The 25,335-nt window shown below is 61.1% G+C and carries 20 protein-coding genes and 1 tRNA gene; 11 read left to right on the top strand and 10 right to left on the bottom strand.

What is annotated here, in order from left to right; all coding sequences use genetic code 11:
* Positions 1 to 34 precede the first annotated feature (34 nt).
* On the top strand, positions 35 to 1,657 hold the full coding sequence (locus tag AC07OE_RS05215) for an HD domain-containing phosphohydrolase (protein WP_495069499.1): 1,623 nt from the start codon (positions 35 to 37) through the stop codon (positions 1,655 to 1,657).
* Here the strand turns inward: AC07OE_RS05215 and AC07OE_RS05210 are convergent.
* From AC07OE_RS05210 to AC07OE_RS05190, 5 genes are all read right to left on the bottom strand, one after another.
* Positions 1,632 to 2,435: a UDP-2,3-diacylglucosamine diphosphatase gene (locus tag AC07OE_RS05210; protein WP_495069498.1), complete on the bottom strand. Its 804-nt coding sequence runs from the start codon at positions 2,433 to 2,435 to the stop codon at positions 1,632 to 1,634. The two genes, AC07OE_RS05215 and AC07OE_RS05210, sit on opposite strands and share 26 nt — an antisense overlap.
* Before the next feature lie 17 nt (positions 2,436 to 2,452).
* Entirely contained in the window at positions 2,453 to 2,959 is a 507-nt protein-coding gene (locus tag AC07OE_RS05205; protein ID WP_495069497.1) for a peptidylprolyl isomerase, read from the bottom strand.
* A gap of 3 nt (positions 2,960 to 2,962) precedes the next feature.
* Complete coding sequence (locus AC07OE_RS05200; RefSeq protein ID WP_495069608.1) at positions 2,963 to 3,595, bottom strand: peptidylprolyl isomerase; 633 nt, start codon at positions 3,593 to 3,595, stop codon at positions 2,963 to 2,965.
* Between the two features lie 59 nt (positions 3,596 to 3,654).
* Positions 3,655 to 4,893: a L,D-transpeptidase family protein gene (locus AC07OE_RS05195; protein WP_495069496.1), complete on the bottom strand. Its 1,239-nt coding sequence runs from the start codon at positions 4,891 to 4,893 to the stop codon at positions 3,655 to 3,657.
* A gap of 73 nt (positions 4,894 to 4,966) precedes the next feature.
* The gene (locus AC07OE_RS05190) at positions 4,967 to 6,070 is read right to left on the bottom strand and encodes a YybH family protein (RefSeq protein WP_495069495.1); all 1,104 of its coding nucleotides are present in this window, start codon (positions 6,068 to 6,070) and stop codon (positions 4,967 to 4,969) included.
* A 244-nt stretch (positions 6,071 to 6,314) separates the two neighbouring features.
* Here AC07OE_RS05190 and cysS point away from each other — a divergent pair, with 244 nt between their 5' ends.
* The 6 genes from cysS to AC07OE_RS05160 all read left to right on the top strand — a co-directional run bounded on the left by cysS (position 6,315) and on the right by AC07OE_RS05160 (position 11,378).
* Positions 6,315 to 7,694, top strand: coding sequence for a cysteine--tRNA ligase (cysS, locus tag AC07OE_RS05185; RefSeq protein ID WP_495069494.1), 1,380 nt, complete (start codon positions 6,315 to 6,317; stop codon positions 7,692 to 7,694).
* Positions 7,694 to 8,344 carry a DNA-3-methyladenine glycosylase family protein gene (locus AC07OE_RS05180; RefSeq protein WP_495069493.1) on the top strand — a complete coding sequence of 217 codons (651 nt, stop codon included), beginning with the start codon at positions 7,694 to 7,696 and terminating at the stop codon, positions 8,342 to 8,344. Before cysS ends, AC07OE_RS05180 begins: the two co-directional genes overlap by 1 nt.
* A gap of 13 nt (positions 8,345 to 8,357) precedes the next feature.
* The gene (locus AC07OE_RS05175; RefSeq protein WP_495069492.1) at positions 8,358 to 9,335 is read left to right on the top strand and encodes an acetyl-CoA carboxylase carboxyltransferase subunit alpha; all 978 of its coding nucleotides are present in this window, start codon (positions 8,358 to 8,360) and stop codon (positions 9,333 to 9,335) included.
* 30 nt (positions 9,336 to 9,365) lie between these two features.
* Positions 9,366 to 10,331, top strand: coding sequence for a tRNA lysidine(34) synthetase TilS (tilS, locus tag AC07OE_RS05170; RefSeq protein ID WP_495069491.1), 966 nt, complete (start codon positions 9,366 to 9,368; stop codon positions 10,329 to 10,331).
* Between the two features lie 56 nt (positions 10,332 to 10,387).
* Positions 10,388 to 10,480, top strand: a tRNA-Ser gene (locus AC07OE_RS05165).
* 88 nt (positions 10,481 to 10,568) lie between these two features.
* Positions 10,569 to 11,378, top strand: a complete 810-nt coding sequence (locus AC07OE_RS05160) for a mechanosensitive ion channel family protein (protein WP_495069490.1) — start codon at positions 10,569 to 10,571, stop codon at positions 11,376 to 11,378.
* Between the two features lie 6 nt (positions 11,379 to 11,384).
* On the opposite strand, the gene AC07OE_RS05155 is transcribed toward AC07OE_RS05160, so the two are convergent.
* The 5 genes from AC07OE_RS05155 to AC07OE_RS05135 all read right to left on the bottom strand — a co-directional run bounded on the left by AC07OE_RS05155 (position 11,385) and on the right by AC07OE_RS05135 (position 18,287).
* Positions 11,385 to 12,026 carry a glutaredoxin domain-containing protein gene (locus AC07OE_RS05155; protein WP_495069489.1) on the bottom strand — a complete coding sequence of 214 codons (642 nt, stop codon included), beginning with the start codon at positions 12,024 to 12,026 and terminating at the stop codon, positions 11,385 to 11,387.
* A 31-nt stretch (positions 12,027 to 12,057) separates the two neighbouring features.
* Entirely contained in the window at positions 12,058 to 14,115 is a 2,058-nt protein-coding gene (locus tag AC07OE_RS05150) for a M3 family metallopeptidase (protein WP_495069488.1), read from the bottom strand.
* A gap of 50 nt (positions 14,116 to 14,165) precedes the next feature.
* A complete protein-coding gene (folD, locus tag AC07OE_RS05145) occupies positions 14,166 to 15,038 on the bottom strand; it encodes a bifunctional methylenetetrahydrofolate dehydrogenase/methenyltetrahydrofolate cyclohydrolase FolD (RefSeq protein ID WP_495069487.1) in 873 nt (290 codons plus the stop codon).
* Between the two features lie 71 nt (positions 15,039 to 15,109).
* Positions 15,110 to 15,736 carry a response regulator transcription factor gene (locus tag AC07OE_RS05140; protein ID WP_094478892.1) on the bottom strand — a complete coding sequence of 209 codons (627 nt, stop codon included), beginning with the start codon at positions 15,734 to 15,736 and terminating at the stop codon, positions 15,110 to 15,112.
* Positions 15,737 to 15,740: 4 nt separating this feature from the next.
* Positions 15,741 to 18,287: a PAS domain-containing sensor histidine kinase gene (locus tag AC07OE_RS05135; RefSeq protein WP_495069486.1), complete on the bottom strand. Its 2,547-nt coding sequence runs from the start codon at positions 18,285 to 18,287 to the stop codon at positions 15,741 to 15,743.
* 168 nt (positions 18,288 to 18,455) lie between these two features.
* On the opposite strand from AC07OE_RS05135, the gene aceE reads away from it, so the two are divergent.
* The 4 genes from aceE to lpdA are packed head-to-tail and all read left to right on the top strand — an operon-like array spanning position 18,456 to position 25,291.
* Positions 18,456 to 21,164: a pyruvate dehydrogenase (acetyl-transferring), homodimeric type gene (aceE, locus tag AC07OE_RS05130; RefSeq protein ID WP_495069485.1), complete on the top strand. Its 2,709-nt coding sequence runs from the start codon at positions 18,456 to 18,458 to the stop codon at positions 21,162 to 21,164.
* 18 nt (positions 21,165 to 21,182) lie between these two features.
* Positions 21,183 to 22,847, top strand: coding sequence for a dihydrolipoyllysine-residue acetyltransferase (gene aceF, locus AC07OE_RS05125; RefSeq protein WP_495069484.1), 1,665 nt, complete (start codon positions 21,183 to 21,185; stop codon positions 22,845 to 22,847).
* Between the two features lie 7 nt (positions 22,848 to 22,854).
* The gene (locus AC07OE_RS05120) at positions 22,855 to 23,451 is read left to right on the top strand and encodes an MFS transporter (RefSeq protein WP_495069483.1); all 597 of its coding nucleotides are present in this window, start codon (positions 22,855 to 22,857) and stop codon (positions 23,449 to 23,451) included.
* A gap of 4 nt (positions 23,452 to 23,455) precedes the next feature.
* Positions 23,456 to 25,291 (top strand): dihydrolipoyl dehydrogenase, encoded by a 1,836-nt coding sequence (gene lpdA, locus AC07OE_RS05115; protein WP_495069482.1) that lies wholly within the window; start codon positions 23,456 to 23,458, stop codon positions 25,289 to 25,291.
* Positions 25,292 to 25,335 lie beyond the last annotated feature (44 nt).

Here is a 25,335-nt window from a genome sequence, read left to right as displayed (position 1 = left end):
CGGGCCGGAGGGCGTTTTGACCAAGGGGGAAACTGTGGACTCAGTGGACGACCTGCTGCGCAGGCTGGAACAACTCAATGCCATCGGGACGGCCCTGTCCAAAGAGCGCGACATCACGCGCTTGCTGGAGAGCATTCTGGTTGCGGCCAAGACCATCACCCATGCTGACGGCGGTACGCTGTACCGCGTGACCGATGACCAGCAGGCGCTGCGGTTTGAGATCTTGCGCACCGATTCCCTGCACATTGCGATGGGCGGCACCTCGGGCAATCCCATCAACTTTCCCAATCTGCCACTGCACGATGCCGAGGGCAGGCACAACGACTCGCTGGTCGCCGCCTATGCGGCGCTGCACAACCAGACCGTCAATATTGCGGACGCCTACACCGAGGCCAACTTCGACTTCTCCGGTACCCGCCAGTTCGATGAACGCACGGGTTACCGCTCGCAGTCCTTCCTGGCGGTGCCCATGAAGGACCACGAGGGCGATGTGATTGGTGTGCTGCAGCTCATCAACGCCAAGCATCCCGAGACGGGGGCTGTGGTGTCGTTCTCCAGCGCCGACCAGAGCTTGGCCGAATCTCTGGCCTCGCAGGCTGCCATTGCCATCACCAACCGCAACCTGATGACGCAGTTGGAGGCCCTGTTCGAGTCCTTCATCAGCCTTATCAACCTGGCCATTGACGAGAAATCACACTACACCGGGGGCCACTGCCAGCGCGTGCCAGCGCTGACCATGATGCTGGCCGAGGCGGTGAATGCCACGCAGGGCGGACCGCTGGCAGACTTCACGATGGACGACCGCGACCGCTACGAGCTCAAGATTGCAGGGCTGTTGCACGACTGCGGCAAGGTCACCACGCCCGTCCACGTGGTAGACAAAGCCACCAAGCTGCAAACCCTGTTTGACCGCATGCAACTGGTTGACACGCGCTTTGAAGTGCTCAAGCGCGACCTGGAAATTGCAGCGCTGCGCGAACAGCTGGCGCTGCGGGATGCGCGCGACACCCAAGCCGAGGCCGACATCATGGCCGGCGCCCGCGCGGCCATCGAGGCCCTGGACGAAGACCGAGAGTTCTTGCGCAAGGCCAACCAGGGCGGCGAATTTATGAAAGACGCCGACATCGAGCGTGTACGCCAGATTGGCACCAGCACCATGTGGCGCAACACCGATGGCGTGGAGTCCGAATTCCTGACGGCAGAAGAAATCGAGAATCTGACAATCCGTGCCGGTACCCTGACGGCGGGTGAGCGCGACATCATCAACTACCACATCGTCGCCACCATCAAGATGCTGGAGCAGTTGCCCTGGCCCAAGCACCTCAAGAATGTGCCGGAGTATGCCGGCGGCCACCATGAGCGCATGGACGGGAAGGGCTATCCCAAGGGACTGACGCGTGAGCAGATGTCGGTGCAGGCCCGCGTGATGGGCATTGCCGACATTTTTGAAGCGTTGACCGCGCGAGACCGCCCCTACAAACAGGGCATGAAGCTGTCACAGGCCATGGGCATCATGCACAAGTTCCGTGTCGGGGGCCATATCGATCCTGACCTGTTCGACATCTTTGTGCAAGAGCAGGTCTACCTGCGCTACGCCCAGCAGTTCCTGGACCCCTGGCAGATTGACGAGGTCAATCCGCAAGCTTGGGTGAACTGATCTCGGGGCTGTCGGGTGGCAGGCGGTTGACGTGTACGCCCATTTCAGTCTGAGAGTTCAATGACAGGCGCAGAACCTCGGCGCGCGGTGGCAGGGCACCCAAATCCCAGTCACTGAGCACCGTACGGTCATGCACTGCATCCAGCGTGTGAAAGCCGGGTTTGTGGGTGTGGCCATGCAGCAGGTGCGGCGCATTCCAGGCCGCCAACCATTGCAGTGCAGCGGCTGTATCCACATCGGCGTATTCGGTGTCCACGCGTTTTTTGGCTTCGCTCTGGTTGCGCAGGCTGCGGGCAATGTCTTGCCGCGTGGCCAGAGGTTGGCTCAGGAAAGTGCGTTGCCATTCCGGGCTGCGCACCTGGGTGCGGAAGGCCTGGTAGTCGGTGTCGTCTAGGCACAACGCGTCGCCATGGCTAAGTAGCCAGCGCGTAGGACCAAACTGGAGAACCGTAGGGTCAGAGAGCAGGGTGGCGCCGCATGCCTGCATCAGGCTATCACCCATGAGGAAGTCACGGTTGCCGTGCATGAGGTAGATGGGCAGGCGCTGCGCCGTTTGCTGGAGCACGCGGCTGCATTCGGCCTCAAAGCTGCTGCGCTGTGTCAGCACATCGTCGCCCACCCAGACCTCAAACAGGTCACCCAAAATAAAAACCGCATCCGCCGAGGTCTGGCCCAGATACTGGCGCCAGGCCTCGAAGGTCTGCGGTTCACAGGCCTGCAGGTGCAGGTCAGAAATGAAGTCGATGCGCTGCCAGTGGGATGGTGCGTGCAGATCCATCCCATGGCACCTGCGGTTTAAAGGGCAACGGCTTTTTCGATGATGACGTCTTCCTTGGGCACGTCGTCATGAAAGCCCTTGCGGCCTGTTTTCACGGCCTTGATCTTGTCCACCACGTCAGTGCCGGCCACCACTTTGCCAAACACGGCGTAGCCCCAGCCCTGGGTAGAGGGGGCAGTGTGGTTCAGGAAACCATTGTCAGCCACGTTGATGAAGAATTGGGCGGTGGCGGAATGCGGGTCGCCCGTGCGCGCCATGGCCACGGTGTAGACATTGTTCTTCAGTCCGTTGTTAGCTTCGTTCTCAATGGGGGCATCGGTGGATTTCTGGGCCATGCCAGGTTCCATGCCGCCGCCTTGCACCATGAAGCCGGGGATGACGCGGTGGAAGATGGTGTTGTTGTAGTGGCCCTTGTTCACATAGGCCAAGAAGTTGGCGGTGGACTTGGGGGCTTTGTCCGCGTCCAGTTCCAGCGTGATGACGCCGTAGCCTGCGATGTGGAGTTCGACTTGGGGATTGCTCATGGTTTATTTCGCCACTGTGGCGGAGTTGATGATGATGGGGGTTTGGGGAACGTCGCTGCGGAAAGGTCCGCCTGCGCCCGTAGGCGTCGCCTTGATTTTCATGACTACGTCCATGCCGCTGATGACTTTGCCAAACACGGTGTAGCCGAACAACTGGGGCGAGTTCAGCAGTGCTGCGCGGGGGGTGTCTTTGTACACCTGGCCCTGGTATTCAAAACGGGGAACCGGGTCGCCCGGTGGAATCAGCACCGGGTCCAGGAACGCATTGTCCTGCACATTGATGAAGAATTGCGCTGTGGCGGACTGCGGGTCGTTGGTGCGTGCCATGGCCAGCGTGCCCACCACATTGCGCGGGCCGCCTTTGGCCAATGCATCACGGCCTTCATGGACCACGGGCGCGCGGGTAGGACGCTCGTTGTACTTGGTGTCGTAGCCGCCGCCCTGCACCATAAAGTTGGGAATGACGCGGTGAAAAATCGTACCGTTGTAGTGCTTATCCTTGACGTACTGCAAAAAGTTTTCTACGGTCTTGGGAGCCTTGTCGGCGTACAACTCGACCACGAAATCACCGGCGGACGTCTGGAATTTCACGCGTGGAAGTTCGTCGGCACTAGCCATCACGGGCAGGGCCAGCATGGCCAACAGCGCCAGGAGCATGCGGCGTGCCGGTACCTGCACAGAGGTGAACAGTCCCACTACAAGACTCCTTCAAAGAAGATTTTCCAATGGTTGCCTTGGCGTATCCAGTACTGGCGCTTGGTCCAGCCCACGCGCACCCCATCGGCCACTTCGCCGAAAGTCGCCACCATGGTGTCGGCGCTGTCGGTCCAACGCAGGTAGGACACGTCCTTGAGCTGGATGGTGCGCCCTTGCATCTTGTCCATCTCGGAGCGCAGGGTCGGTGTCCATTGCGCCAGCGATTTGCCATTGCTGGAAAAGTCGGAGGTGTAGAACGACAGCACCTGGTTGATATCTCCGGACGTTTTGGCATTGCGCCAGGCGAGCAGGGCGTCTTCAAAAGGTTTGGCTTCGCCGCGCGAGCTGTTGGGTGACACCCATTGCAGCTGGGGGGCAATGACTACCGGGGTGGAGCGTACCTCCACCGTTCGGATGATGTGGTCGAGGTCAGGATTGGCCAGAACCACACAGCCATCGGTGGCCAGCGGCGGGCGTGAGAACTGGTTGGGTGGCGTGCCATGCAGCCAAATGCCGCCACCGGTCTTGCCGCGTTTGGTGTCCAGAATGTTGGGGTAATTGATGGGCAGCGCGCCAGAGCCATAAAACTCTTTGAGCGACTTGCGGTCCAGATTGCTGGTGATGTAGTAGATGCCCAAAGGCGTACGCTGGTCGCCTTCCGTTGTTTTGGATGTACCAGCTTTGCCCACCGAGATGTAGTAATCCGCAATCAGATTCAGACCCGAGGAGGTGTTTTCAAACAGGTACAAGCGCGAGCGCGAGGCGTCCACCGCTATGGCGTGCTTGGTGCGCTGGGAGAGCTGCAGGAATTGGGTCGGCACCATGCCCGCCGTGGGGCGTTCTTTGAGGGCCCGCACGCGGCGCAGCGATTCTTCGCGCAGCTCTCCCAGCGTCCCAGAGGCTTCGCGCGCCATGGCTTCGGGTACATCGCCCACCATGGTCAGCGGGCGGGTGCGCGCGACCAACAGGTCGCCATAGACCAACTGGGCGAGTTGGAAATGGGGAAGGTCTTGCGCAAGGCGTTCGGCTTTGGCCAGCGCCTCCCGGTTTTGGCCCTTGCCGATCAGTGTGTAGACCTCGATCAACCGGGCTTCAGCCACGCCGTCGGAGTCTGGCACCTGCTGCACCACCGGGGCGGGCGCGGCGCTGTGCTTAACCGTGCGTTTGGCGGCAAACGCAAAGTTGCTACCCAGGCATATAGCCAGCAACACTGCTGCGGCACGCAGGGTGGTCTGCAAAGAAAAATACGGGACGTTGCGCAAGATCGGAGGAGTGCAAAGCATGGTGAACACAAACTGCAGTCGCTGTGACTCAGTTGACCACCGACTCCCGCACAATGACCCAGCGCTCACCGGACTTCACCAAATCCAGCGCCTTGCGGCTGGAGACTGCCAGCTCGTTGGCCTTGTAGTCTTGGCGAAACTTGGCAACCGCTTTGTTGCCATTCACGGAAATATTCAGGTTTTCCAGTTTCACACTGATCTTGGATTTGCTGGTGATGCGCTGGCGACGTTCTTCCTCCCAAGCACCACGGCTGGCGTTGCCTGGTGGGTCAAACTCCCTGCCATAAGAAGCCAGGTAGCTTTTGACATCCTTGGAGGCCCAGGCATGGGCCCATGCACGAACCGCTGCCTCAACTTCCTTGTTCCCGTTGCTGGTTGCATGGGCAGGGGGCGTCACGGGAGCAGGAGTGGGTGTTGGTGCGGGCGTGACTGCAGGTGCAACCGGCGTTGCCGCGGGCGTGGCTGCAGGGGGCGGCGTGACAGCCGCCACCGTGGCCGAGGGCGCAGGTGCCGTGGCCAATGTGGGAGGCGGCTTGGCGGGGGCCTGTGCGGGAAGTGTGGGAGGTGGCTTGACCGCAGGTGCGGCGGCAACGGGTGTCGCGTTGGGCTGCGTTGGTAGGGGCGCCGGAGTTGGCAGCGTGGGTGCGGCCGTGGGGCGTTGGCCCTTGGCGACTGGGTTGAACAGCTCTCGAATAAGCGCAAGCTTGGGGGCCACGGCCGTGTTGGAGGCATCCAACTGCAAGGCCTTGCCGTACGCCTGGCTGGCCAATTTGGCATACACATCACCCAGATTTTCATGGGCTGTGGTGTAGCTAGGGTTGGTGCGGATGGCCATTTCCAGCGCTGTGCGCGCCTTGTCGAACTGACTTTGGCCGGCGTACAGCACGGCCAGATTGTTGTAGGGCTCGGGCAGCTCCGGGTAGTCCTCGGTCAGGCGGGTGAACGTGGCGATGGCGTCGCTGGTTTTTCCTGAGTCGCGCTGAATCACACCCTTGAGAAAGCGCATTTGCGGATCGCGCGGCTTGGTCGCCAGGTACTGGTCGGCCTTGGTCAGGGCATCGGCCAGTTTGCCATTGCGCACCAGTTGGGACACGTCTGCATATTCATCAGCATGCGCTACCGACAGCATCATCGAGACAGCAAGGGCTGCTACGCGGAGTGATGAGAATACGAGATAGGGGGCGTGCTTCATATTGCCTTTGGATTTCTGCGCGGGGAATGGCCCTCTGGCCGGGGCTTTATACTGCGTTGCATTGTAGCTGAGGGGTAGCCAGTCTCTCCCCGGCAAATACCCCGGATTCACCCCGCTTGAGCCCTGCAACCTCTCCCGAGTTGCCATGGGCTCGCTGCTTTTGTGTGTTGGTTTTGAGATACCCATGAGTTTGCGCATTTACAACACGCTGTCGCGTGCTTTGGAACCGTTTTCACCGATGGAGCCCGGCCATGTGCGGATGTACGTGTGCGGCATGACGGTTTATGACCTGTGCCACCTGGGGCATGCGCGTTCGATGCTGGCATTTGATGTCGTGCAGCGTTGGCTCAAGGCCAGCGGCTTGCGCGTCACCTACGTGCGCAATGTCACGGATATTGACGACAAGATCATCCGGCGCGCGCTGGAAAACCAGGAAACGATTCGCTCCCTGACCGACCGCATGGTCGATGCCTTGCACCAGGATGCGGATGCGCTGGGGGTTGAGCGGCCCAGCATGGAGCCTCGGGCCACCGAGTTTGTGCCCCAGATGCTGAGCCTGATTGGGGCACTGGAGCGCAAAGGCTTGGCCTATCAAGCCAGCAACGGCGACGTGAACTTTTCAGTGCGTAAGCTGCCGGGATACGGCAAGTTGTCCGGCAAGTCGCTGGACGAGCTGCGCGCGGGCGAGCGTGTGGCGGTGCTCGATGGCAAGGAAGATCCCCTGGACTTTGTGCTGTGGAAGTCCGCCAAGCCGGCCGAACCCGAGGAGGCCAAATGGGCCAGCGCCTATGGCGCAGGCCGCCCAGGCTGGCATATTGAGTGCTCGGCCATGTGCAAAGAAATGTTGGGGGAGTCGTTTGACATCCATGGCGGCGGGGCTGATCTTCAGTTTCCCCACCATGAGAATGAGATCGCCCAGAGTGAGGGCGCATTTGGCAAGCCGCTGGCCCAGGTCTGGATGCACAACGGCTTTGTAACCCGTGATAACGAGAAGATGTCCAAGAGCTTGGGCAACTTCTTCACCATCCGCGAAATCTTGGCCCAGTTTGACCCTGAAACCACACGGTTTTTCATCATTCGTGCGCACTATCGTAGCGCGCTGAATTACAGCGATGCGCATCTGGCGGATGCCCATAATGCCCTGCGCCGGCTTTACACCGCGTTGGATTTGGTGGCGCCCCAGGTGCCTGCGATCGTGGACTGGACGGAGCCGTTTGCCGCCCGCTTCAAGGCTGCGATGGACGAAGACTTTGGCACGCCTGAGGCCGTGGCCGTATTGTTTGACTTGGCCGGCGAAGTCAATCGCAGCAAGTCGCCAGCGTTGGCCGGACAGTTGAAGGCCCTGGGCGCGTGCCTGGGCCTGTTGCAAGCGGAGCCCAAAGCGTTTTTGCAGGCGGGGGCGACTTTGGACGATACCGCTATCCAGGCATTGATCGCCCAACGCGCTGCTGCCAAGGCTGCCAAGGACTTTGCTTTGGCGGACAGCATTCGCAAGGATTTGCTGGCAAAAGGCATTGTGTTGAAAGATGCGGCCACTGGCACTAGCTGGGAATCTGCGCAGTAATGGCTACGTCTATCAAGGCCGCTGAAGCGGTAGCTACTCCCTATTTTTGGGAAGAGGCCTGCAAACACCTGATGAAAAAAGACCGGGTGATGAAGCGCCTGATTCCCCAGTTTGGCGATGCGTGCCTGCAAACCCGGGGCGACGCCTTTGTTACTCTGGCACGCAGCATCGTGGGCCAGCAAATTTCGGTCAAGTCCGCCCAGACGGTGTGGGACCGTTTTGTGCTGCTGCCACGCAAGATGACACCCGCCAATGTGCTCAAACTCAAGGTGGACGATATGCGTGCCGCGGGCCTCAGCGTGCGCAAGGTGGAATACCTGGTGGACTTGGCGCTGCACTTTGACAACGGTGCCCTGCACGTCAAAGACTGGGACGGCATGGGTGATGAGGAAATCATCGCGGAGTTGGTGGCCATTCGAGGTATTGGTCGCTGGACGGCCGAGATGTTTCTGATCTTTCACCTGATGCGGCCCAATGTGCTACCGCTGGACGATGATGGCCTGATCCAGGGCATCAGCCAGAACTATTTTTCAGGCGATGCGGTGAGCCGCAGCGATGCGCGTGAAGTAGCGGCCGCCTGGGCACCGTACTGCAGTGTCGCAACTTGGTATATTTGGCGGTCTCTCGACCCCCTACCGGTCGCGTACTAGAAGGAGAATCGCGTTGGCTAAAAAGACATTTCTCGACTTTGAACAGCCCATTGCCGAGCTCGAAGGCAAGATTGAAGAACTGCGCTACGTGCAAAACGAGTCGGCGGTGGACATTTCCGCCGAAATCGACCAACTGAGCAAGAAGAGCCAGCAGCTCACCAAAGATATCTACAGTGATTTGACCCCTTGGCAAATCACCAAGATCGCGCGCCACGCCGAGCGTCCCTACACACTGGACTATGTGGGTGAGATCTTCACCCACTTCGTGGAACTGCACGGTGACCGCCACTTTGCCGATGACCTGAGCATCGTGGGTGGCCTGGCCCGCTTCAACGGTACGCCTTGCATGGTAATCGGCCAGCAAAAGGGCCGTGACACCAAGGAACGTGGCCTGCGCAACTTCGGCATGAGCAAGCCCGAGGGCTACCGCAAGGCACTGCGTCTCATGAAGCTGGCCGAAAAGTTCAAGTTGCCCGTGTTCACCTTTGTGGACACACCCGGCGCCTACCCCGGTATCGACGCAGAAGAGCGGGGCCAGTCCGAGGCCATTGGTCGCAACATCTTCGAGATGGCCCAACTGGAAGTGCCCATCATCACCACGATCATTGGTGAAGGTGGTTCCGGTGGTGCGCTGGCCATTTCCGTGGCCGACCAAGTCATCATGCTGCAGTATGCGGTGTACTCGGTCATTAGCCCTGAAGGCTGCGCCTCCATCCTGTGGAAGACCTCTGACAAGGCGCAGGACGCCGCTGACGCGCTGGGCATCACCGCCCACCGCCTCAAGGCCCTGGGCTTGGTGGACAAGATTGTCAACGAACCCGTCGGTGGCGCACACCGCGACACCAAGCAGGCAGCGGCTTTTCTCAAGCGCGCGCTGGGCGATGCGTACCGCCAGATCAGCGATCTCAAAGTCAAAGAGCTGCTGGACCGTCGCTACGAACGCCTGCAAAGCTACGGCCGCTTCACCGACACCAAGGCAACCGGCAAATAAGCCGGGTGCACCGGCGACCCGCCGCACGCCATGACCCAGTCACTGGATGCGGCCCTGCGGGCTTTTGAGCCCGCTTTGCCTTTGGGAGTAGCGTTCAGCGGTGGCGCTGACTCCACCGCCCTGCTGATCGCCTGTGCTGCGCGCTGGCCGGGGCAGGTGGTCGCCCTTCATGTGAACCACGGCTTGCAGGCCGCTGCTGCCGACTTTGAAGCCCATTGCGTTGCACTCTGCGTCCAGCTTGGCGTCCCGTTGCGGGTGCAGAAGGTAAACGCCGGACATGCGCCCGGTCAAAGCCCTGAAGATGCTGCGCGCATTGCCCGTTACAAAGCTTTGAGTGCTCTAGCCCTCGTCGATACTACGGAGATAGCTATTAAATCCATAGCGTTGGCGCAGCACGCAGATGACCAGGCAGAGACTGTGTTGCTGGCGCTGAGCCGTGGCGCGGGCTTGCGTGGCTTGAGCGCCATGCCTGCGCAGTGGCAGCGTGACGGGTTGGCGTTTTACCGGCCCTTGCTGCAGGTGGCGGCGTCAGACATTCGGGCTTGGCTGGCTGAGCGGGGGGCGGATTTTGTAGAAGATCCAACCAATGCCGATCAGCGTTTCACCCGCAACCGTATTCGCGCCCAGCTGCTGCCTGCGCTGGAGGCCGTGTTTCCGCAGTTCCGAGATACGCTGGCCCGCAGTGCGGCCCATGCTGCACAGGCCCAGCAAATACTGGACGAGATCGCGACGACCGACTTGAGGGCCGTATGCGGTGTAGACGACGGTCTGCCTGTTGTGAAGGCATTGCAATCTCTCGGCGAGGCACGCCAGGCGAATGCCCTGCGCCACTGGCTGGCCCGGACCCATGGAGTGATTCCGAGCGCAGCGCAGCTGGCCGAGCTGCAGCGGCAGATTGCGGCCTGCACCACGCGCGGCCACCGCATCCATATCAAGGTGGCACAGGGTTTTGTGGAACGAAGAGGGGCCGTTCTAGCGTGGGTGCCCGGCTTTTAGACCGCAGTTTGGGGAAAATCGGGCCAGAGTCGTGCGATAATCCTGCCTGACCTTTAGGAGACGTGACCGAGTGGCCGAAGGTGCTCCCCTGCTAAGGGAGTATGGGGTGTAGAGCCTCATCGAGGGTTCGAATCCCTCCGTCTCCGCCAAAGTTGAAAAAACCCGATCTGAGATCGGGTTTTTTTTCGCCCAAAGTTATGATCATTTGTACGGTCTTATTTCTGGGAGGGCAGGGCCATGAATACGGAAGTCATCTGGACATTTCTGACCACACAGGGCGCAGACTTTGGTCTCAAGTTGCTTGGCGCCTTGGTTGCCTGGATTGTGGGTCGATGGTTGATTGCGCTGGCGCTGCGCTTGTTGGGGGCGGCCCTGCAGCGTGGAGGCAAGGTGGACCAGACGCTGGCGAACTACCTCAATTCCATTTTGTCCGTGATTCTGAACGTGGTTCTGATCTTGGCGATTCTGGATATTTTTGGGGTGCAAACCACGTCGTTCGCGGCCCTGTTGGCCGGTGCGGGTCTGGCCATCGGTACCGCTTGGGGCGGCCTGCTGACGCATTTCGCCGCAGGCGTGTTTATGCAAGTGCTGCGTCCGTACAAGGTTGGGGATTTTGTGACCGCGGGTGGCGTGACCGGTACAGTGAAGGAATTGGGGTTGTTCGGTACCACCCTGATTACCCCTGACAACGTGGTCACCATCGTAGGCAACAACACGGTATTTTCTGGCTCGATCCAGAACTTCAGCACCTTGCCGTACCGCCGTGTGGACTGTCTGGCCAAGGTTGCGAACGGGGTGGACGTGTTGGATGCAATTGCACGGCTGCGCAGGGCAGTCGCTGCCGTTCCGAATGTTGCCACCGCGCCGGCACCTGATATTGAAATTCTGCAGTTCACACCGGAAGGCCCGTTGCTGTGCGTGCGGCCCTACACCCATACCGACCATTACTGGCAGGTCTACTTTGACACCCACAAGGCCGTGGTTAGCACCTTCGGCGCAGCCGGCTACCCCGTGCCTGAAACACCGGTAGCGCACCGCACCCTGTAGCGGTGTTTAGAACGTGATGCCTGCAGGGTTGGAGGGTGCAGGGGCAGAGGGCGCCGCCGGCGTGGCCGCTGGCTCAGTAGCCTTTGGCGCTTCCTTGGCGGGGGCTGCAGGTTTTTGCAGAGCGACCAATGGGGTTGCTGCAGCAAACTTGTAGTTGCTGGGCAACAGTGATGTCTTGGGGTAGCCTGCGGCGTCCAGATACTGCGACCATTCAGCGTCCGAAAAGCCTTTCAAGCGCTGTCCACCGATGGTGCCAAATGGCAGAGAATTTTCACCCGCGAGGCGTGTGAGCGCGTCCAGATCTTCCTGGGTAGTTACTGAGCGCTCGGTGTAGGGCACGCCACGGCTTTTGAGCAGGCTGCGTGCGGAGTCACAGGGGCCACACTGGGCCGACGCATACAGGGTGACCGGGTATTTGGACACCACTTGGCGCAATTCGTAGGGCAGGTTGGACGCCGCAGCATCAGCCGCAGCGCCGCCCACACCAGTGGACGCAATCTTGCCCTTGTCGGCGGCCGGCGGTTTGTCCGAAAAGGTAATTTTTCCGTCAGGACCTACGATTTTGTAGACCGTTTGTGCCTGTGCCGCGAAGGCCACGAAAACCAGGGCCGAAGCGCCCAACCAAGCCTGAATGTTGCGGTGTGTCATGGGTCCAATCCTACGCGTGTATCAGTGGAGTTCAGTGGGCCGTCATGCCTTGGTGCCGCAGAAGGGCATCTAGCGAAGGCTCGCGCCCGCGGAAGGCCTTGAAGGATTCCATGGCCGGGCGGCTACCGCCAGCCTCCAAAATAGCCATGCGGTATTGTCTTCCGGTTTCCGGGTTGGGCAAACCTTGCGCATCGGCGCTTTCTTCAAAGGCGGCATAGGCATCGGCGCTCAGAACCTCCGCCCACTTGTAGCTGTAGTAGCCTGCCGCGTAGCCGCCTGCAAATATATGACTGAACGTGTGGGCCGCGCGGCTCCACGCAGGTGCTTGCAGTACGGCCACTTCCTGGCGTACCTGCTCCAGCAGCGGCATGAAATCATCTGCGGGGTTGTGCTCAGTGTGCAGCAGCATGTCGAAGAGGGCGAATTCAATCTGGCGCAGGGTCTGCATGCCACTTTGGAAGTTCTTGGCAGCCAGCATCTTGTCAAACAGGGCGCGCGGCAGGGCGGCCCCAGTTTCCACATGCGATGTCATGTGCTGCAACACATTCCATTCCCAGCAGAAGTTTTCCATGAATTGGCTGGGGAGCTCTACGGCATCCCATTCGACGCCGCTGATACCTGAAACATCGCGTTCGTTCACCTGGGTCAGCATGTGGTGCAGGCCATGGCCGAACTCGTGAAACAAGGTAGTCACATCGTCGTGGGACAGCAGGGCGGGTTGTTTGACGCCGTTGACTTCCACGCCCTCGGCAAAGTTGCAGACCAGGTGGGCCACCGGGGTTTGCAACTGGCCGCTGTCTGGGCGCAGCCAGCGGGTTCGCACATCGTCCATCCAGGCACCACCACGTTTGCCGCTGCGGGCCGTAGGGTCCAGGTAGAACTGGCCGACCAGTTGCAGGCCTTGGGCGTCGCGGCGCTCAATGCGGTAGAACTTGACGCCCGCATTCCAGACAGGAGCATTGTCTTCGCGGATTTCCACGTCGAACAGGGTTTCCACAATCTTGAACAAGCCAGCCAGTACCTTGGGGGCCGTGAAGTACTGTTTGACTTCCTGCTCGCTGAAAGCGTAGCGTGCCTCCTTGAGTTTTTCGGAGATATAGGGCCAATCCCATGCCTGGGGATCGTTCAGACTCAGATGGTCTTTGGCAAAGGTGCGCAGGTCGGCAATGTCCTGCTCGGCATACGGGCGGGCCTTGCGGGCCAGGTCGCGCAGGAACGTGACCACGGTAGCGGGCGAGTCCGCCATTTTCGGCACCACAGACAGTGCGCCAAAGTTGGCGTAGCCCAGCAGTTGCGCCTCTTCCTGCCGCAGCGCCAGGATGTCACGGATCACGGCCGTGTTGTCAAACTTGTGGAACTCTGGAGCCGCCTCGGTGGAGGCACGTGTCACGTACGCGCGGTAAAGGACAGCACGCAGCGCGCCGCTCTTTGCGAACTGCATGACGGGAAGGTAGCAGGGCATCTTCAGCGTAAGCTTGTAGCCCTCTTTGCCCTCCGCCTGGGCGGCCGCGCGAGCGGCTTGCACCACGTCGGATGGCACACCTTCCATTTCGACCTCCGTGGCGTAATAGGCGAAGGCATCAGTGGCATCCAGCGTGTTTTCGCTGAACTTCTGCCCCAGTTCAGCTTGCTTCTCCTGGATAGCGGCAAAGCGTTCGCGCTGCTCGCCCTGCAGCTCCGCACCGCCCAGCACAAAGTTGCGCACCGCGTTTTTGTGAGCCTGCAGCTGTTCCGTGTTGAGGGTCTTGGGGTCAATCGCCTTGTACTTGGCGTACAGACGCTCGTCCGCTCCCAGGCGCGTCCAGAACTCGGTAACCTTGGGCAATGCGGCGTTGTAGGCAGCACGCAACTCAGGGGTGTCTGCCACGCTATTGAGGTGGCTGACAGCACCCCATGCCATGCCCAACTTCTCGGTGGCCACATCCAGTTCCCGGGCAATGGCATGCCATTCGGCGGGGAAGTCGTGTGCAGTCACCTTCGCCAGCGCTTGCTCGGCCTGGGCCAGCAGGCTATCCACGGCCGGCTCCACATGCTCGGGCCGGATTTGGTCAAACAGGGGGAGGCCGGTAGCGTTTAGCAAAGGGTTCATGGTGGTGTGGGCAGGCGTATAGATATTGGGCAAATAAGGGCGGATGGAGCCTATGCAAGTCCGCGCTGGGCGGCGTCGCGCTCCGCTGCTTCCAGCGTGTTGACCAGCAGCATGGTGATAGTCATGGGGCCCACGCCACCGGGCACCGGGGTGATGTGGCTGGCCACCTGGCTCACGCCAGCAAAGTCCACGTCGCCACAGAGCTTGCCCGCGTCATCGCGGTTCATGCCCACGTCGATGACCACGGCGCCTGGCTTGACCATGTCGGCGGTGAGCACATTGCGCTTGCCCACGGCCGCCACGATCACGTCAGCTTGCAGGGTCATGGCTTTGAGGTCCGCCGTGCCGCTGTGGCAAATGGTGACGGTGGCATTCTGTTGCAGCAACATCATCGCCATGGGTTTGCCCACGATGTTGGAGCGACCGATGACTACGGCATGCTTGCCTTTGAGGTTGTAGCCAATCGAATCCAGCATCTTCATGCAGCCATAGGGTGTGCAGGGCCAAAAGCCGGGTTGACCGACCATGAGGGCGCCGGCACTGGCGACGTGGAAGCCGTCCACATCCTTGGCCGGAGAAATAGCTTCTATGACCTTGTGCGCGTCAATGTGCGCAGGCAGGGGTAGTTGCACCAGGATGCCGTGGATGCTGGGATCATTGTTGAGTGCATCCACGCGGGCTAGCAGTTCGGCCTCTGTCATGCTGGCTTCGTATTTCTCCAGCACCGAGTGCAGGCCGGCATCGGTGCAGGCCTTGACCTTGTTGCGCACATAGACCTGGCTGGCCTGGTTGTCGCCCACCAGCACCACGGCCAGGCCGGGCGTCAGGCCGCGCGCCTTCAGGGCGGCGGTGCGTTTGGCAACGTCGCCACGGAGTTGGGTCGCCAGGGCGTTGCCATCGATGGTCTGTGCGGAAGCTGTCATGGTCGTTTCTTCAAGTAAAAACGCCCGCAGCGGAGGCAGAGCGGGCGCAGGGTGCTATAAAAAGTGGAGCGTCAGGTTTTGGGTGCGTTCTGGCCCAAGGCAATCTTGAGCAGATCGGCCACGGTGTTGGCGCTGAGTTTTTCCATGATGTTGGCGCGGTGCGCCTCCACCGTCTTGATGCTGATGCCCAGGTCGTCGGCGATCTGCTTGTTCAGGCGGCCGGCCACGATGCGTTCCAGAACTTGGCTTTCGCGCAGCGTGAGCTTGGAGAGCAGGGCGTCGCGGCTGACAGCGAGCTGGTAGTCAGCAAAGGTGTCCTTGGCGTGTTCCAGCATGCGCTCCACCAGACTGACCAACTGGTCTTCTTTGAAGGGCTTCTGGATGAAATCCATGGCACCCTTTTTCATGCTGTCCACCGCCATGGGCACGTCGCCATGGCCCGTGATGAAGACGATGGGCAGGGGGGACTTGGCTTCGATCAGACGGCTTTGCAGTTCCAGGCCGGTCATGCCGCCCATGCGGATGTCTACGATCAGGCAGGCCACTTCGCGTGCATCGTATCGGCTCAAAAAGGACTCGGCGGAATCAAAACAGCGAACCCGGTATCCCTTGCCCTCCAGCAGCCACTGCAGAGAGTCGCGCACTGCTTCGTCGTCATCGACTACGTAAACCGTTCCTTTTTTGGGGATCAAGCTCATTCAGTTATCCGAGGTTGGGTTGGGGCGCAGGCGGCTCTTTGTAGGTCAGAGCGCCGATCTCGGTCAGAGGTACCCAGAAAGAGAAGCGGCACCCCGACACTTCCGTGCCATTGTAGATGTTCTCTGCAGTCATCCGCCCCAGGTGCGACTCGACGATGGAGCGGCACAAACTGAGGCCAATTCCCATGCCATCTGCCTTGGTGGAATAGAACGCTTCGTACAGGCGTGCCATGACTTCGGGTGCCAAGCCCTTGCCCGTGTCTTGCACAGAAAACTCGATCACGGGCTTGTTGTCGATATGGCGCGGCAGCACCCGCAGCTCGACGATCCGGTCCGCAGTCTGGCGCAACGCCATATCAATGGATTCGGCCGCGTTGCGCAGCAGGTTCACCAGCACTTGCTCAATCAGAATGGGGTCGACCAACACCATCGGCAGCCGCGCCGCCACATAGTGGTTGAGCCGAACATTGAAGCGGCGCAGCTCGATTTCGGCCAATTCCACCGCCTCGGAAACCATGGTGGACACCTCGGACATGGTGCGGTTGGGCTCACTGCGTTTCACGAACGAGCGTATGCGCTGGATGATCTGGCCGGCACGCTGGGCCTGTTTGGCCGTTTTTTCCAGCGCCACCAGCAGGTCTTCTTCCGAAATCTGCTTGTCCTTGATGCGGGAGACCATGCCGTTGCAGTAGTTGTTGATGGCGGTCAGCGGCTGGTTCAACTCGTGGGCCACGCTGGAGGCCATTTCACCCATGGTGATCAGGCGGCTGGAGGTTTGAGCCCGCTCTGCCTGCGTGGCCGCTTGCTCCTCGGCCAAGCGGCGGGTGGTGATGTCGGTGGCAATCACCATCTGGGCCAGGCGGCCGTCCACCCAGCTCAGGTAGCGCGTACGCACCTCCAGCCATTTGCCCAGGGCGGTGATGAAGATTTCGGCACTTTCTGTGTCGCTGTCGGGCAGGGCCGTAGTGGGCAGGCCGGCAAATGAATCCACACTGTCTGAGGCTTCGTCATTGGGCGGGTTGTGTGGCATGCCAGCCTCGGCCACCAACTGCAGATGGCCGCCAGCCTGCACGCCGAACCACTGGCGGTACAGCTTGTTGGCAAACAGCAGTTCATCACTGCCCAGCGGGGCCACTGAAATGGAAGCGTCCAGCGCCTCCAGCACCGTGGTGAAGCGCTGGTGCGAGGCTGACAACTGCTCACGCACACGGTTGGGCTCCGTGATGTCGGTCATGGAGGTGACCCAGCCAGTTTGCGTGCCCATGGCGTCAATCAGCGGTGACACGTAGAGGCGGGCATCAAACAGCGTGTTGTCGCGCCGCTTCACCCGCACCTGGATACCACCGGGTGCGGTGTTGCTGTGCATCTCTTCCTCCAGGCGCGAGGCCATGTGCTCACGGTCGCCGTCCGGCCAATACGGGAAGGGGGCGGTGCGGCCCACCAGATCGGACTCGGTCCAACCCGTCATCTGGCAAAAGGCGGCATTTACATACGTAATGCGGCCCTGCAGGTCCATGGCGCGCATGCCGGTGAGCATGGAGTTTTCCATGGCGCGGCGGAAATTGGTTTCCGACATGAGTGCCTGTTGGGCCTGCAGGCGCCGGCGGGTGTGGCGCCAGTTGGCAATCAGCATCCAGGCCGTCATCACGCTCAAGGCGCTGACCAGCCAGAATAGGCCACTGCCAATCACCCCCAGCGACGCTCTGTAGGCCTGCGCCCGGATGACCAAGCCCGCTCCCACGGGGGACACAGGCATGGAGTATTCGTTGGCCGGGTTGGACCACGGTAGGAAGCGCCCAACCAGCTTGCGCGCGGGCATGCTGCTGCCTGCCAGCAGTGCACCGTTGGCATCTTGCAGGGACACGGCGTAACGGGCCGACACCTCGGAAGGTACGCCGTAACGGTAGAGCCCATCAACCGAGTACTCCGTGAGCAGAACCCCGCCAAAGCGGCCCCGGTCGCTCAACGGTATGTACATTTGCAGCAGCGGCTCTTCTTCTTTGCCTAGGGGATGCTGAACGTAGACTGGCTGGTTGACCTCCCGCGTGAGCGAGAAACCGCTGTCGCGGTGTCCCCGGGCCAGCACATCCCCCGAGGTTTGCAATGGGCCGCTGGCGATGACCCCCATGCCCTGACTGGCGCGGGTGCGGCGCTTGTCATCGATCCAGGCCATGCCCTGCACTTCGGGGTATTGGTCCATCATGGTGGCGGCACGCAGGCGAAAGTCGTCAGCGTCCAGCTCCCGGCCCGATACCTCGCGCGCAATGCGCATGATTTGTTCTTGCCGCTCCAGCAGGCGCAGGCGCAGACGCTGCTGGGTGTATTCCACATCGCGCTGCACGGCTTCTTGTTCCCGGTCCATTTCCTCCAGCCGCAGATAGCCCAGGGCCGCGACGATGGCGGCAAAAAACAACATCACGGCCGCCAACGGGGCCAGCATGGCCACCCGGTCCTGGCGGTGCGGCGTTAGCCGCTGCCACCAGCGGCGCGCACCACCCACCGTGGGCAGCGCGAGGGGTTTCGGAAGAGAAATCACTTTGTAAAAAGGCATTGCCCAAGTGTAGGGGACGGCTCGCAGCACGGCAGAGGCGCGGGTACATGCAGTTTCATAAAAGTTCATTATATGAAATGACTGCGCATGATTTGAAATACACAAATAATTGTGAGAAACTAGGGCTACCGCACTAAATTACGCCAAAGTACCAAGAAGGAGACATCGATGGCTGCAGTTCCCCAAAACCCTTTGGGCACGTCCGACGTGGACGGTCAGGAAACCCGTGAATGGATGGACGCGCTGAGTGCGGTCATCGAAGCCGAGGGCCCCGAGCGCGCTCACTTTTTACTGGAACAGCTGCTGGAGCATGCGCGCCAAAAGAGCATCGACATGCCTTTCTCGGCCACCACGGGCTATGTAAATACGATTGAAGCCAACGAGGAAGAGCGTTCCCCCGGCAACCTTGAAATTGAAGAACGCCTGCGCGCCTACATGCGCTGGAACGCCATGGCCATGGTGGTCAAGGCCAACCGCCACCACCCCGTGGATGGCGGTGACTTGGGTGGCCACATCGGCTCGTTTGCCTCGCTGGCCAGCCTGTTTGGCGCCGGCTTCAACCATTTTTGGCACGCGGAGAGCGAAAACCACGGTGGCGACTGCCTGTATATACAGGGTCACGTCTCCCCCGGCGTCTATGCACGCGCCTACCTGGAAGGCCGGCTGACCGAAGAGCAACTGCTGAACTTCCGCCAGGAAGTGGACGGCAAGGGTCTGTCCAGCTACCCGCACCCCAAGCTGATGCCCGAGTTCTGGCAGTTCCCCACGGTGTCCATGGGCCTGGGCCCGTTGATGGCCATCTACCAGGCCCGCTTTTTGAAGTACCTGCACGCCCGTGGCATTGCCAACACCGAAAACCGCAAGGTCTGGGTGTTCTGCGGCGACGGTGAAATGGACGAAGTCGAATCGCTGGGCGCTATCGGTCTGGCCGCACGCGAAGGCCTGGACAACCTGGTGTTCGTCATCAACTGCAACCTGCAACGCCTGGACGGCCCCGTGCGCGGCAACGGCAAGATCGTGCAAGAGCTCGAAGGCGAATTCCGTGGCGCGGGCTGGAACGTGATCAAGCTGCTGTGGGGCTCTGGCTGGGACGCGCTGCTGGCGCGCGACAAGGAAGGCGCCCTGAAGAAAATCATGATGGAGACGCTGGACGGCGACTACCAGGCCATGAAGGCCAACGACGGCGCCTACGTGCGCAAGCATTTCTTCGGCAAGGATCCGCGCACCCTGGAAATGGTGTCCAAGATGTCCGACGAAGAGATCTTCGACCTGCGCCGTGGTGGCCACGACTCCAAGAAGGTGTACGCCGCCTTCCACAAGGCCGTGAACCACAAGGGCCAGCCCACCGTGCTGCTGATCAAGACGGTAAAGGGCTTTGGCATGGGCAAGGCCGGTGAGGGCAAGAACAATGTGCACCAGACCAAGAAGCTGACCGACGAGGACATCAAGGCCTTCCGCGACCGCTTCAACATTCCGGTGCCCGACAGCGATCTGCCCAACATCCCGTTCTACAAGCCTGCGGACGACACCCCGGAAATGAAGTACTTGCACGAGCGCCGCAAGGCCTTGGGTGGCTACTTGCCTCACCGTCGCACCAAGGCGGACGAGAGCTTCACGGTACCTTCGTTGGACGTGTTCAAGTCCGTGATGGAGCCTACGGCCGAAGGCCGCGAAATCTCCACCACCCAAGCCTATGTACGTTTCCTGACCCAGTTGCTGCGCGACCAGGCGCTGGGCCCGCGCGTGGTACCGATTTTGGTGGACGAAGCCCGTACCTTTGGTATGGAAGGCCTGTTCCGCCAAGTGGGTATCTACAACCCCGCTGGCCAGCAGTACACCCCGGTCGACAAAGACCAGGTCATGTACTACAAGGAAGACACCAAGGGCCAGATCCTGCAAGAGGGCATCAACGAAGCCGGCGGCATGAGCAGCTGGATTGCAGCGGCCACCAGCTACAGCACCAGCAACCGCATCATGGTGCCGTTCTATGTGTATTACTCGATGTTCGGCTTCCAGCGCATCGGCGATCTGGCCTGGGCGGCGGGCGACATGCAGGCACGCGGCTTCCTGTTGGGCGGCACATCGGGCCGCACCACGCTGAACGGCGAAGGCCTGCAGCACGAAGACGGTCACAGCCACATCATGGCCGGCACCATTCCCAACTGCGTGAGCTATGACCCCACCTTCGCACATGAAGTGGGCGTCATCCTGCACCACGGTTTGAAGCGCATGGTGGAGAAGCAGGATAACGTTTTCTACTACCTGACGCTCCTGAACGAAAACTACGCCATGCCTGGTCTGAAGGCCGGCACCGAAGAGCAGATCATCAAGGGCATGTACCTGTGCAAGGAAGGCCCCGCGCTGACCAAGAAGGCACCCCGTGTGCAACTGCTGGGCTCGGGCACCATCTTGCGCGAAAGCATTGCGGCACAAGAGCTGTTGGAGAAAGACTGGGGCGTGGGCGCCGATGTCTGGAGCTGCCCAAGCTTCAACGAACTGACCCGAGACGGCCAGGACGCCGACCGCTGGAACCTGCTGCACCCGCTGGAAACACCGCGTGTGTCGTTTGTGGAACAGCAACTCGCCAAGTCCACCGGCCCCGTGGTCGCGTCGACCGACTACATGAAGGCCTATGCCGAGCAGATCCGCCCCTTTGTGCCCAAGGGCCGTACCTACAAGGTGCTGGGCACCGACGGCTTTGGCCGCTCCGACTTCCGCAGCAAGCTGCGGGAGCACTTCGAGGTGAACCGCCACTACATCGTGGTCGCCGCCCTGAAGGCGCTGAGCGAAGAGGGCAGCGTGCCCGTGGCCAAGGTGGCAGAGGCCATCAAGAAGTACGGCATCAACGCCGACAAAGTGAACCCCCTGTACGCCTAAGCACCGGAGACAAACAACATGGCAATCGTAGAAGTACAAGTCCCGGACATTGGCGATCTCGACGAGGTGGCGGTGATCGAGTTGATGGTCAAGGTGGGCGACACGGTCAAGGCCGAGCAAAGCCTGATCACGGTGGAGAGCGACAAGGCCTCCATGGAAATACCCTCCAGCAGCGCCGGTGTGGTCAAGGAGATCAAGGTCAAGCTGGGCGACAAGGTCAAGCAGGGCTCCGTCGTGTTGGTGCTGGAAGCTGAAGGTGGCGCTGCTGCCCCGGCTGCAGAGCCAAAAGCGGCTCCAGCCTCCGCCGCTGCTGTGCCAGCAGCTCCTGTTTCTGTAGCGCCCGCTGCCGCCCCTGCGGCCTCCGGCCCCGTGGAAGTGCGCGTGCCTGACATTGGCGATTTCAAGGACGTGGCCGTCATTGAACTGCTGGTGAAGGTGGGTGACACCGTGAAGGTGGAGCAAAGCCTGATCACCGTGGAGAGCGACAAGGCCTCCATGGAAATTCCGTCCAGCACCGCCGGTGTGGTCAAGGAAATCAAGGTCAAGCTCGGTGACACCGTGAACATCGGGGATCTGGTGGTGATTCTGGAGGGCGCCGTGGGTGCCGCCAGCGCGGCCCCTGCAGCCGCACCGACTGCTCCCGCCCCGGCAGCGGCGCCCGCCGCCACGCCGGTGGCGGCGGCGGCTGTTGCAGCACCTGCCGCCTCAATTGCCTTACCCGCGCACGCCCCTGGTGGTGCTACGCTGGGCTTGCCCCATGCCTCGCCCTCGGTGCGCAAGTTTGCGCGTGAGCTGGGTGTGCCGCTGGGTGAAGTCAAGGGCTCCGGCCCCAAGGGCCGCATCACCGAGGCCGACGTGCAGGGCTTCACCCGTTCGGTAATGAGCGGTGCGGTGCAAACGCTGGCTGCGGCTGCACAGGCCAAGGCTTCTGGCAGCAATGATGGCGCGGGCTTGGGCCTGATTCCGTGGCCCAAGGTGGACTTTGCGAAGTTCGGCCCGATCGAGCGCAAGGAGATGTCGCGTATCAAGAAGATCAGCGGCGCCAACCTGTTGCGCAACGCGATCATGATCCCCGCCGTCACCAACCACGACGACGCCGACATCACCGACCTGGAAGCCTTCCGCGTCTCCACCAACAAGGAAAACGAGAAGAGCGGCATCAAGGTCACCATGTTGGCTTTCCTGATCAAGGCCTGCGTGGCCGCGCTCAAGAAGTTCCCCGAGTTCAACAGCTCGCTGGATGGCGATGCGCTGGTCTACAAGCAGTACTACCACATCGGCTTTGCAGCGGACACGCCCAATGGCCTGGTGGTGCCCGTGATCAAAGATGCCGACAAGAAGGGCATCTTCCAGATCAGCACCGAGATGGGCGAACTGGCCAAGAAGGCGCGCGATGGCAAGCTGAGCCCGGCAGACATGTCCGGTGCCACCTTCACCATCTCCAGCCTGGGTGGCATTGGCGGGCGTTACTTCACGCCCATCATCAATGCTCCTGAGGTCGCCATCCTCGGCGTGTGCCGTTCTACCATCGAACCCGTTTGGGATGGCAAGGCCTTCCAGCCGCGCTTGATGCTGCCGCTGTCGCTGACGTGGGACCACCGCGTGATCGATGGCGCTGCGGCTGCACGCTTCAACGTGTACCTGGGCCAGATTCTGGGCGACTTCCGCCGAGTCCTGCTGTAAGGCTGGCATGACGACCATCGTTGTTGTCAAAAAGGCCGGGCAGGTGGCAATTGCCGCCGACACCCTGGTCACCTTTGGCGACACCCGCCTGAACCACCGGTTCGAGGCCAACAGCAAGCTCTTCAAGGTGGAGGGCGCTGGTGGCATCAGCTACGTGGGGCTGGCGGGTACGGTGGCGCATTTTCCGGTGCTGCGCAAGGCGATGGCGGCACTGCCTGCCGACAAGCTGCGCCTGAACAGCAAAGACCAGGTGTTTGACACCTTCACCCTGCTGCACCCGGTGCTCAAGGACACGTTTTTCCTGCAAACCAAGGAAGACGACAACGACCCGTACGAGTCCAGCCAGTTCAGCGTGGTGATCGCCAACGCAACCGGCATCTATGGCCTCTACAGCTACCGGGAGGTCTTTGAGTTCAAGGAGTTCTGGGGCATCGGCAGCGGCCGCAGCTTTGCACTGGGCGCCATGCATGCCGCGTGGGACAGCCCCAAGACCGCGCGCGAGCTGGCGGTGACCGGCGTGCAGGCCGGCTGCGAATTTGACAAAAACTCGGCCGGCCCGGTTGAGGTGTTCACGATCAAACTGAAGAAACAAAAAAGCGAGTAAAGCTATGGCAATCGTAGAAATCAAGGTTCCGGACATTGGCGACTTCGACGAAGTGGCCGTCATCGAGCTGCTGGTCAAGGTGGGCGACACTATCAAGCCCGAGCAAAGCCTGATCACCGTAGAGTCGGACAAAGCGTCCATGGAAATCCCGTCCAGCGCGGGCGGCGTGGTGAAGGAGCTCAAGGTCGCCCTGGGCGACAAGGTGAAGCAGGGCTCCGTGGTCGTGCTGCTTGACGCTGCTGGTGCGGCGGCATCTGAGGAGAAATCGGCTGTAGCCACCGCCGCTACTGCGCCAGCAGCTCCTGTTTCTGTAGCGCCAGCTAAGCCAGCGCCTACAGCCTCCAGCTTTGGCGGCAGCGCCGATCTGGAATGCGATGTGGTGGTAATCGGCGGCGGCCCCGGCGGTTACTCCGCCGCCTTCCGTGCGGCCGATCTGGGCCTCAAGGTCATCGTGGTCGAGCGTTACGCCACCTTGGGCGGCGTGTGCCTGAACGTGGGTTGTATCCCCTCCAAGGCCTTGCTGCACGTGGCAGCGGTCATGGACGAAGTTAGCCACATGGCGGACTTGGGTGTGGACTTCGGCGCTCCCGTGGTCAACATCGACAAGCTGCGTGGCCACAAAGAAAAGGTTATCGGCAAGTTGACCGGCGGCTTGGCTGCCATGGCCAAGATGCGCAAGGTCACCACCGTACGCGGCTATGGCAACTTCGTCGGCGCCAACCACCTCGAAGTGGAAGAGACCAGCGGCACAGCCCAAGAGAAGACCGGCAGCAAGAAGGTTATCGCCTTCAAGCGCGCCATCATTGCTGCCGGCTCGCAAGCGGTGCGCCTGCCTTTCATGCCCAATGACCCCCGCGTGGTGGATTCCACTGGCGCCCTGGCGCTCAAGGAAGTGCCCAAGCGTATGTTGATTTTGGGCGGCGGCATCATCGGCCTGGAAATGGGCACCGTCTACAGCACACTGGGCGCCCGCCTGGACGTGGTGGAAATGATGGACGGCCTGATGCAGGGCGCCGACCGCGACCTGGTCAAGATCTGGCAAAAGATGAATGCCAAGCGCTTCGACAACATCATGCTCAAGACCAAGACCGTGTCTGCACGCGCCTTGCCCGAGGGCATCGAGGTGACCTTCGCGCCAGCGGAAGAGGGCGGTACCGCCCCCGCACCGCAGGTGTACGACCTGGTGTTGCAGGCTGTGGGCCGCACGCCCAACGGCAAGAAGATCAGCGCCGAGAAGGCTGGTGTGGCCGTGACCGATCGTGGCTTCATCAACGTCGACATCCAGATGCGCACCAACGTGCCGCACATCTTCGCCATTGGCGACATCGTGGGCCAGCCCATGTTGGCGCACAAGGCGGTGCATGAGGCCCACGTGGCGGCCGAAGTGATTGCCGGTGAACTGCAAGGCAACAAGGAACTGGCCGCCGCCGCGTTCAACGCACGAGTCATCCCCAGTGTGGCCTACACAGACCCCGAAGTGGCATGGGTCGGCCTCACCGAAGACCAGGCCAAGGCGCAAGGCATCAAGGTCAAGAAGGGCCTGTTCCCCTGGACCGCGTCCGGCCGCGCGATTGCCAATGGCCGCGACGAAGGTGTTACCAAACTGCTGTTTGATGACTCCCCCGAAGCACACGGCCACGGCAAGATCCTGGGCGGCGGCATGGTCGGCACCCACGCGGGCGACATGATTGGCGAGATCGCTTTGGCGATCGAGATGGGCGCAGACGCAGTGGACATCGGCAAGACCATCCACCCGCACCCCACGCTGGGCGAAAGCATCGGCATGGCTGCCGAGATTGCCCATGGCAGCTGCACGGATGTGCCGCCGCAGCGCAAGTAGACCTTTTCTATCTCAGTTTTTTGGCAAAGCCTGAGCCCCAACCG

It is taken from the genome of Rhodoferax sp. GW821-FHT09E07 (assembly GCF_059416145.1).
The sequence above is the reverse complement of the archived record's forward strand: the minus strand, read 5'-3'. Positions and strand labels throughout refer to the sequence as shown.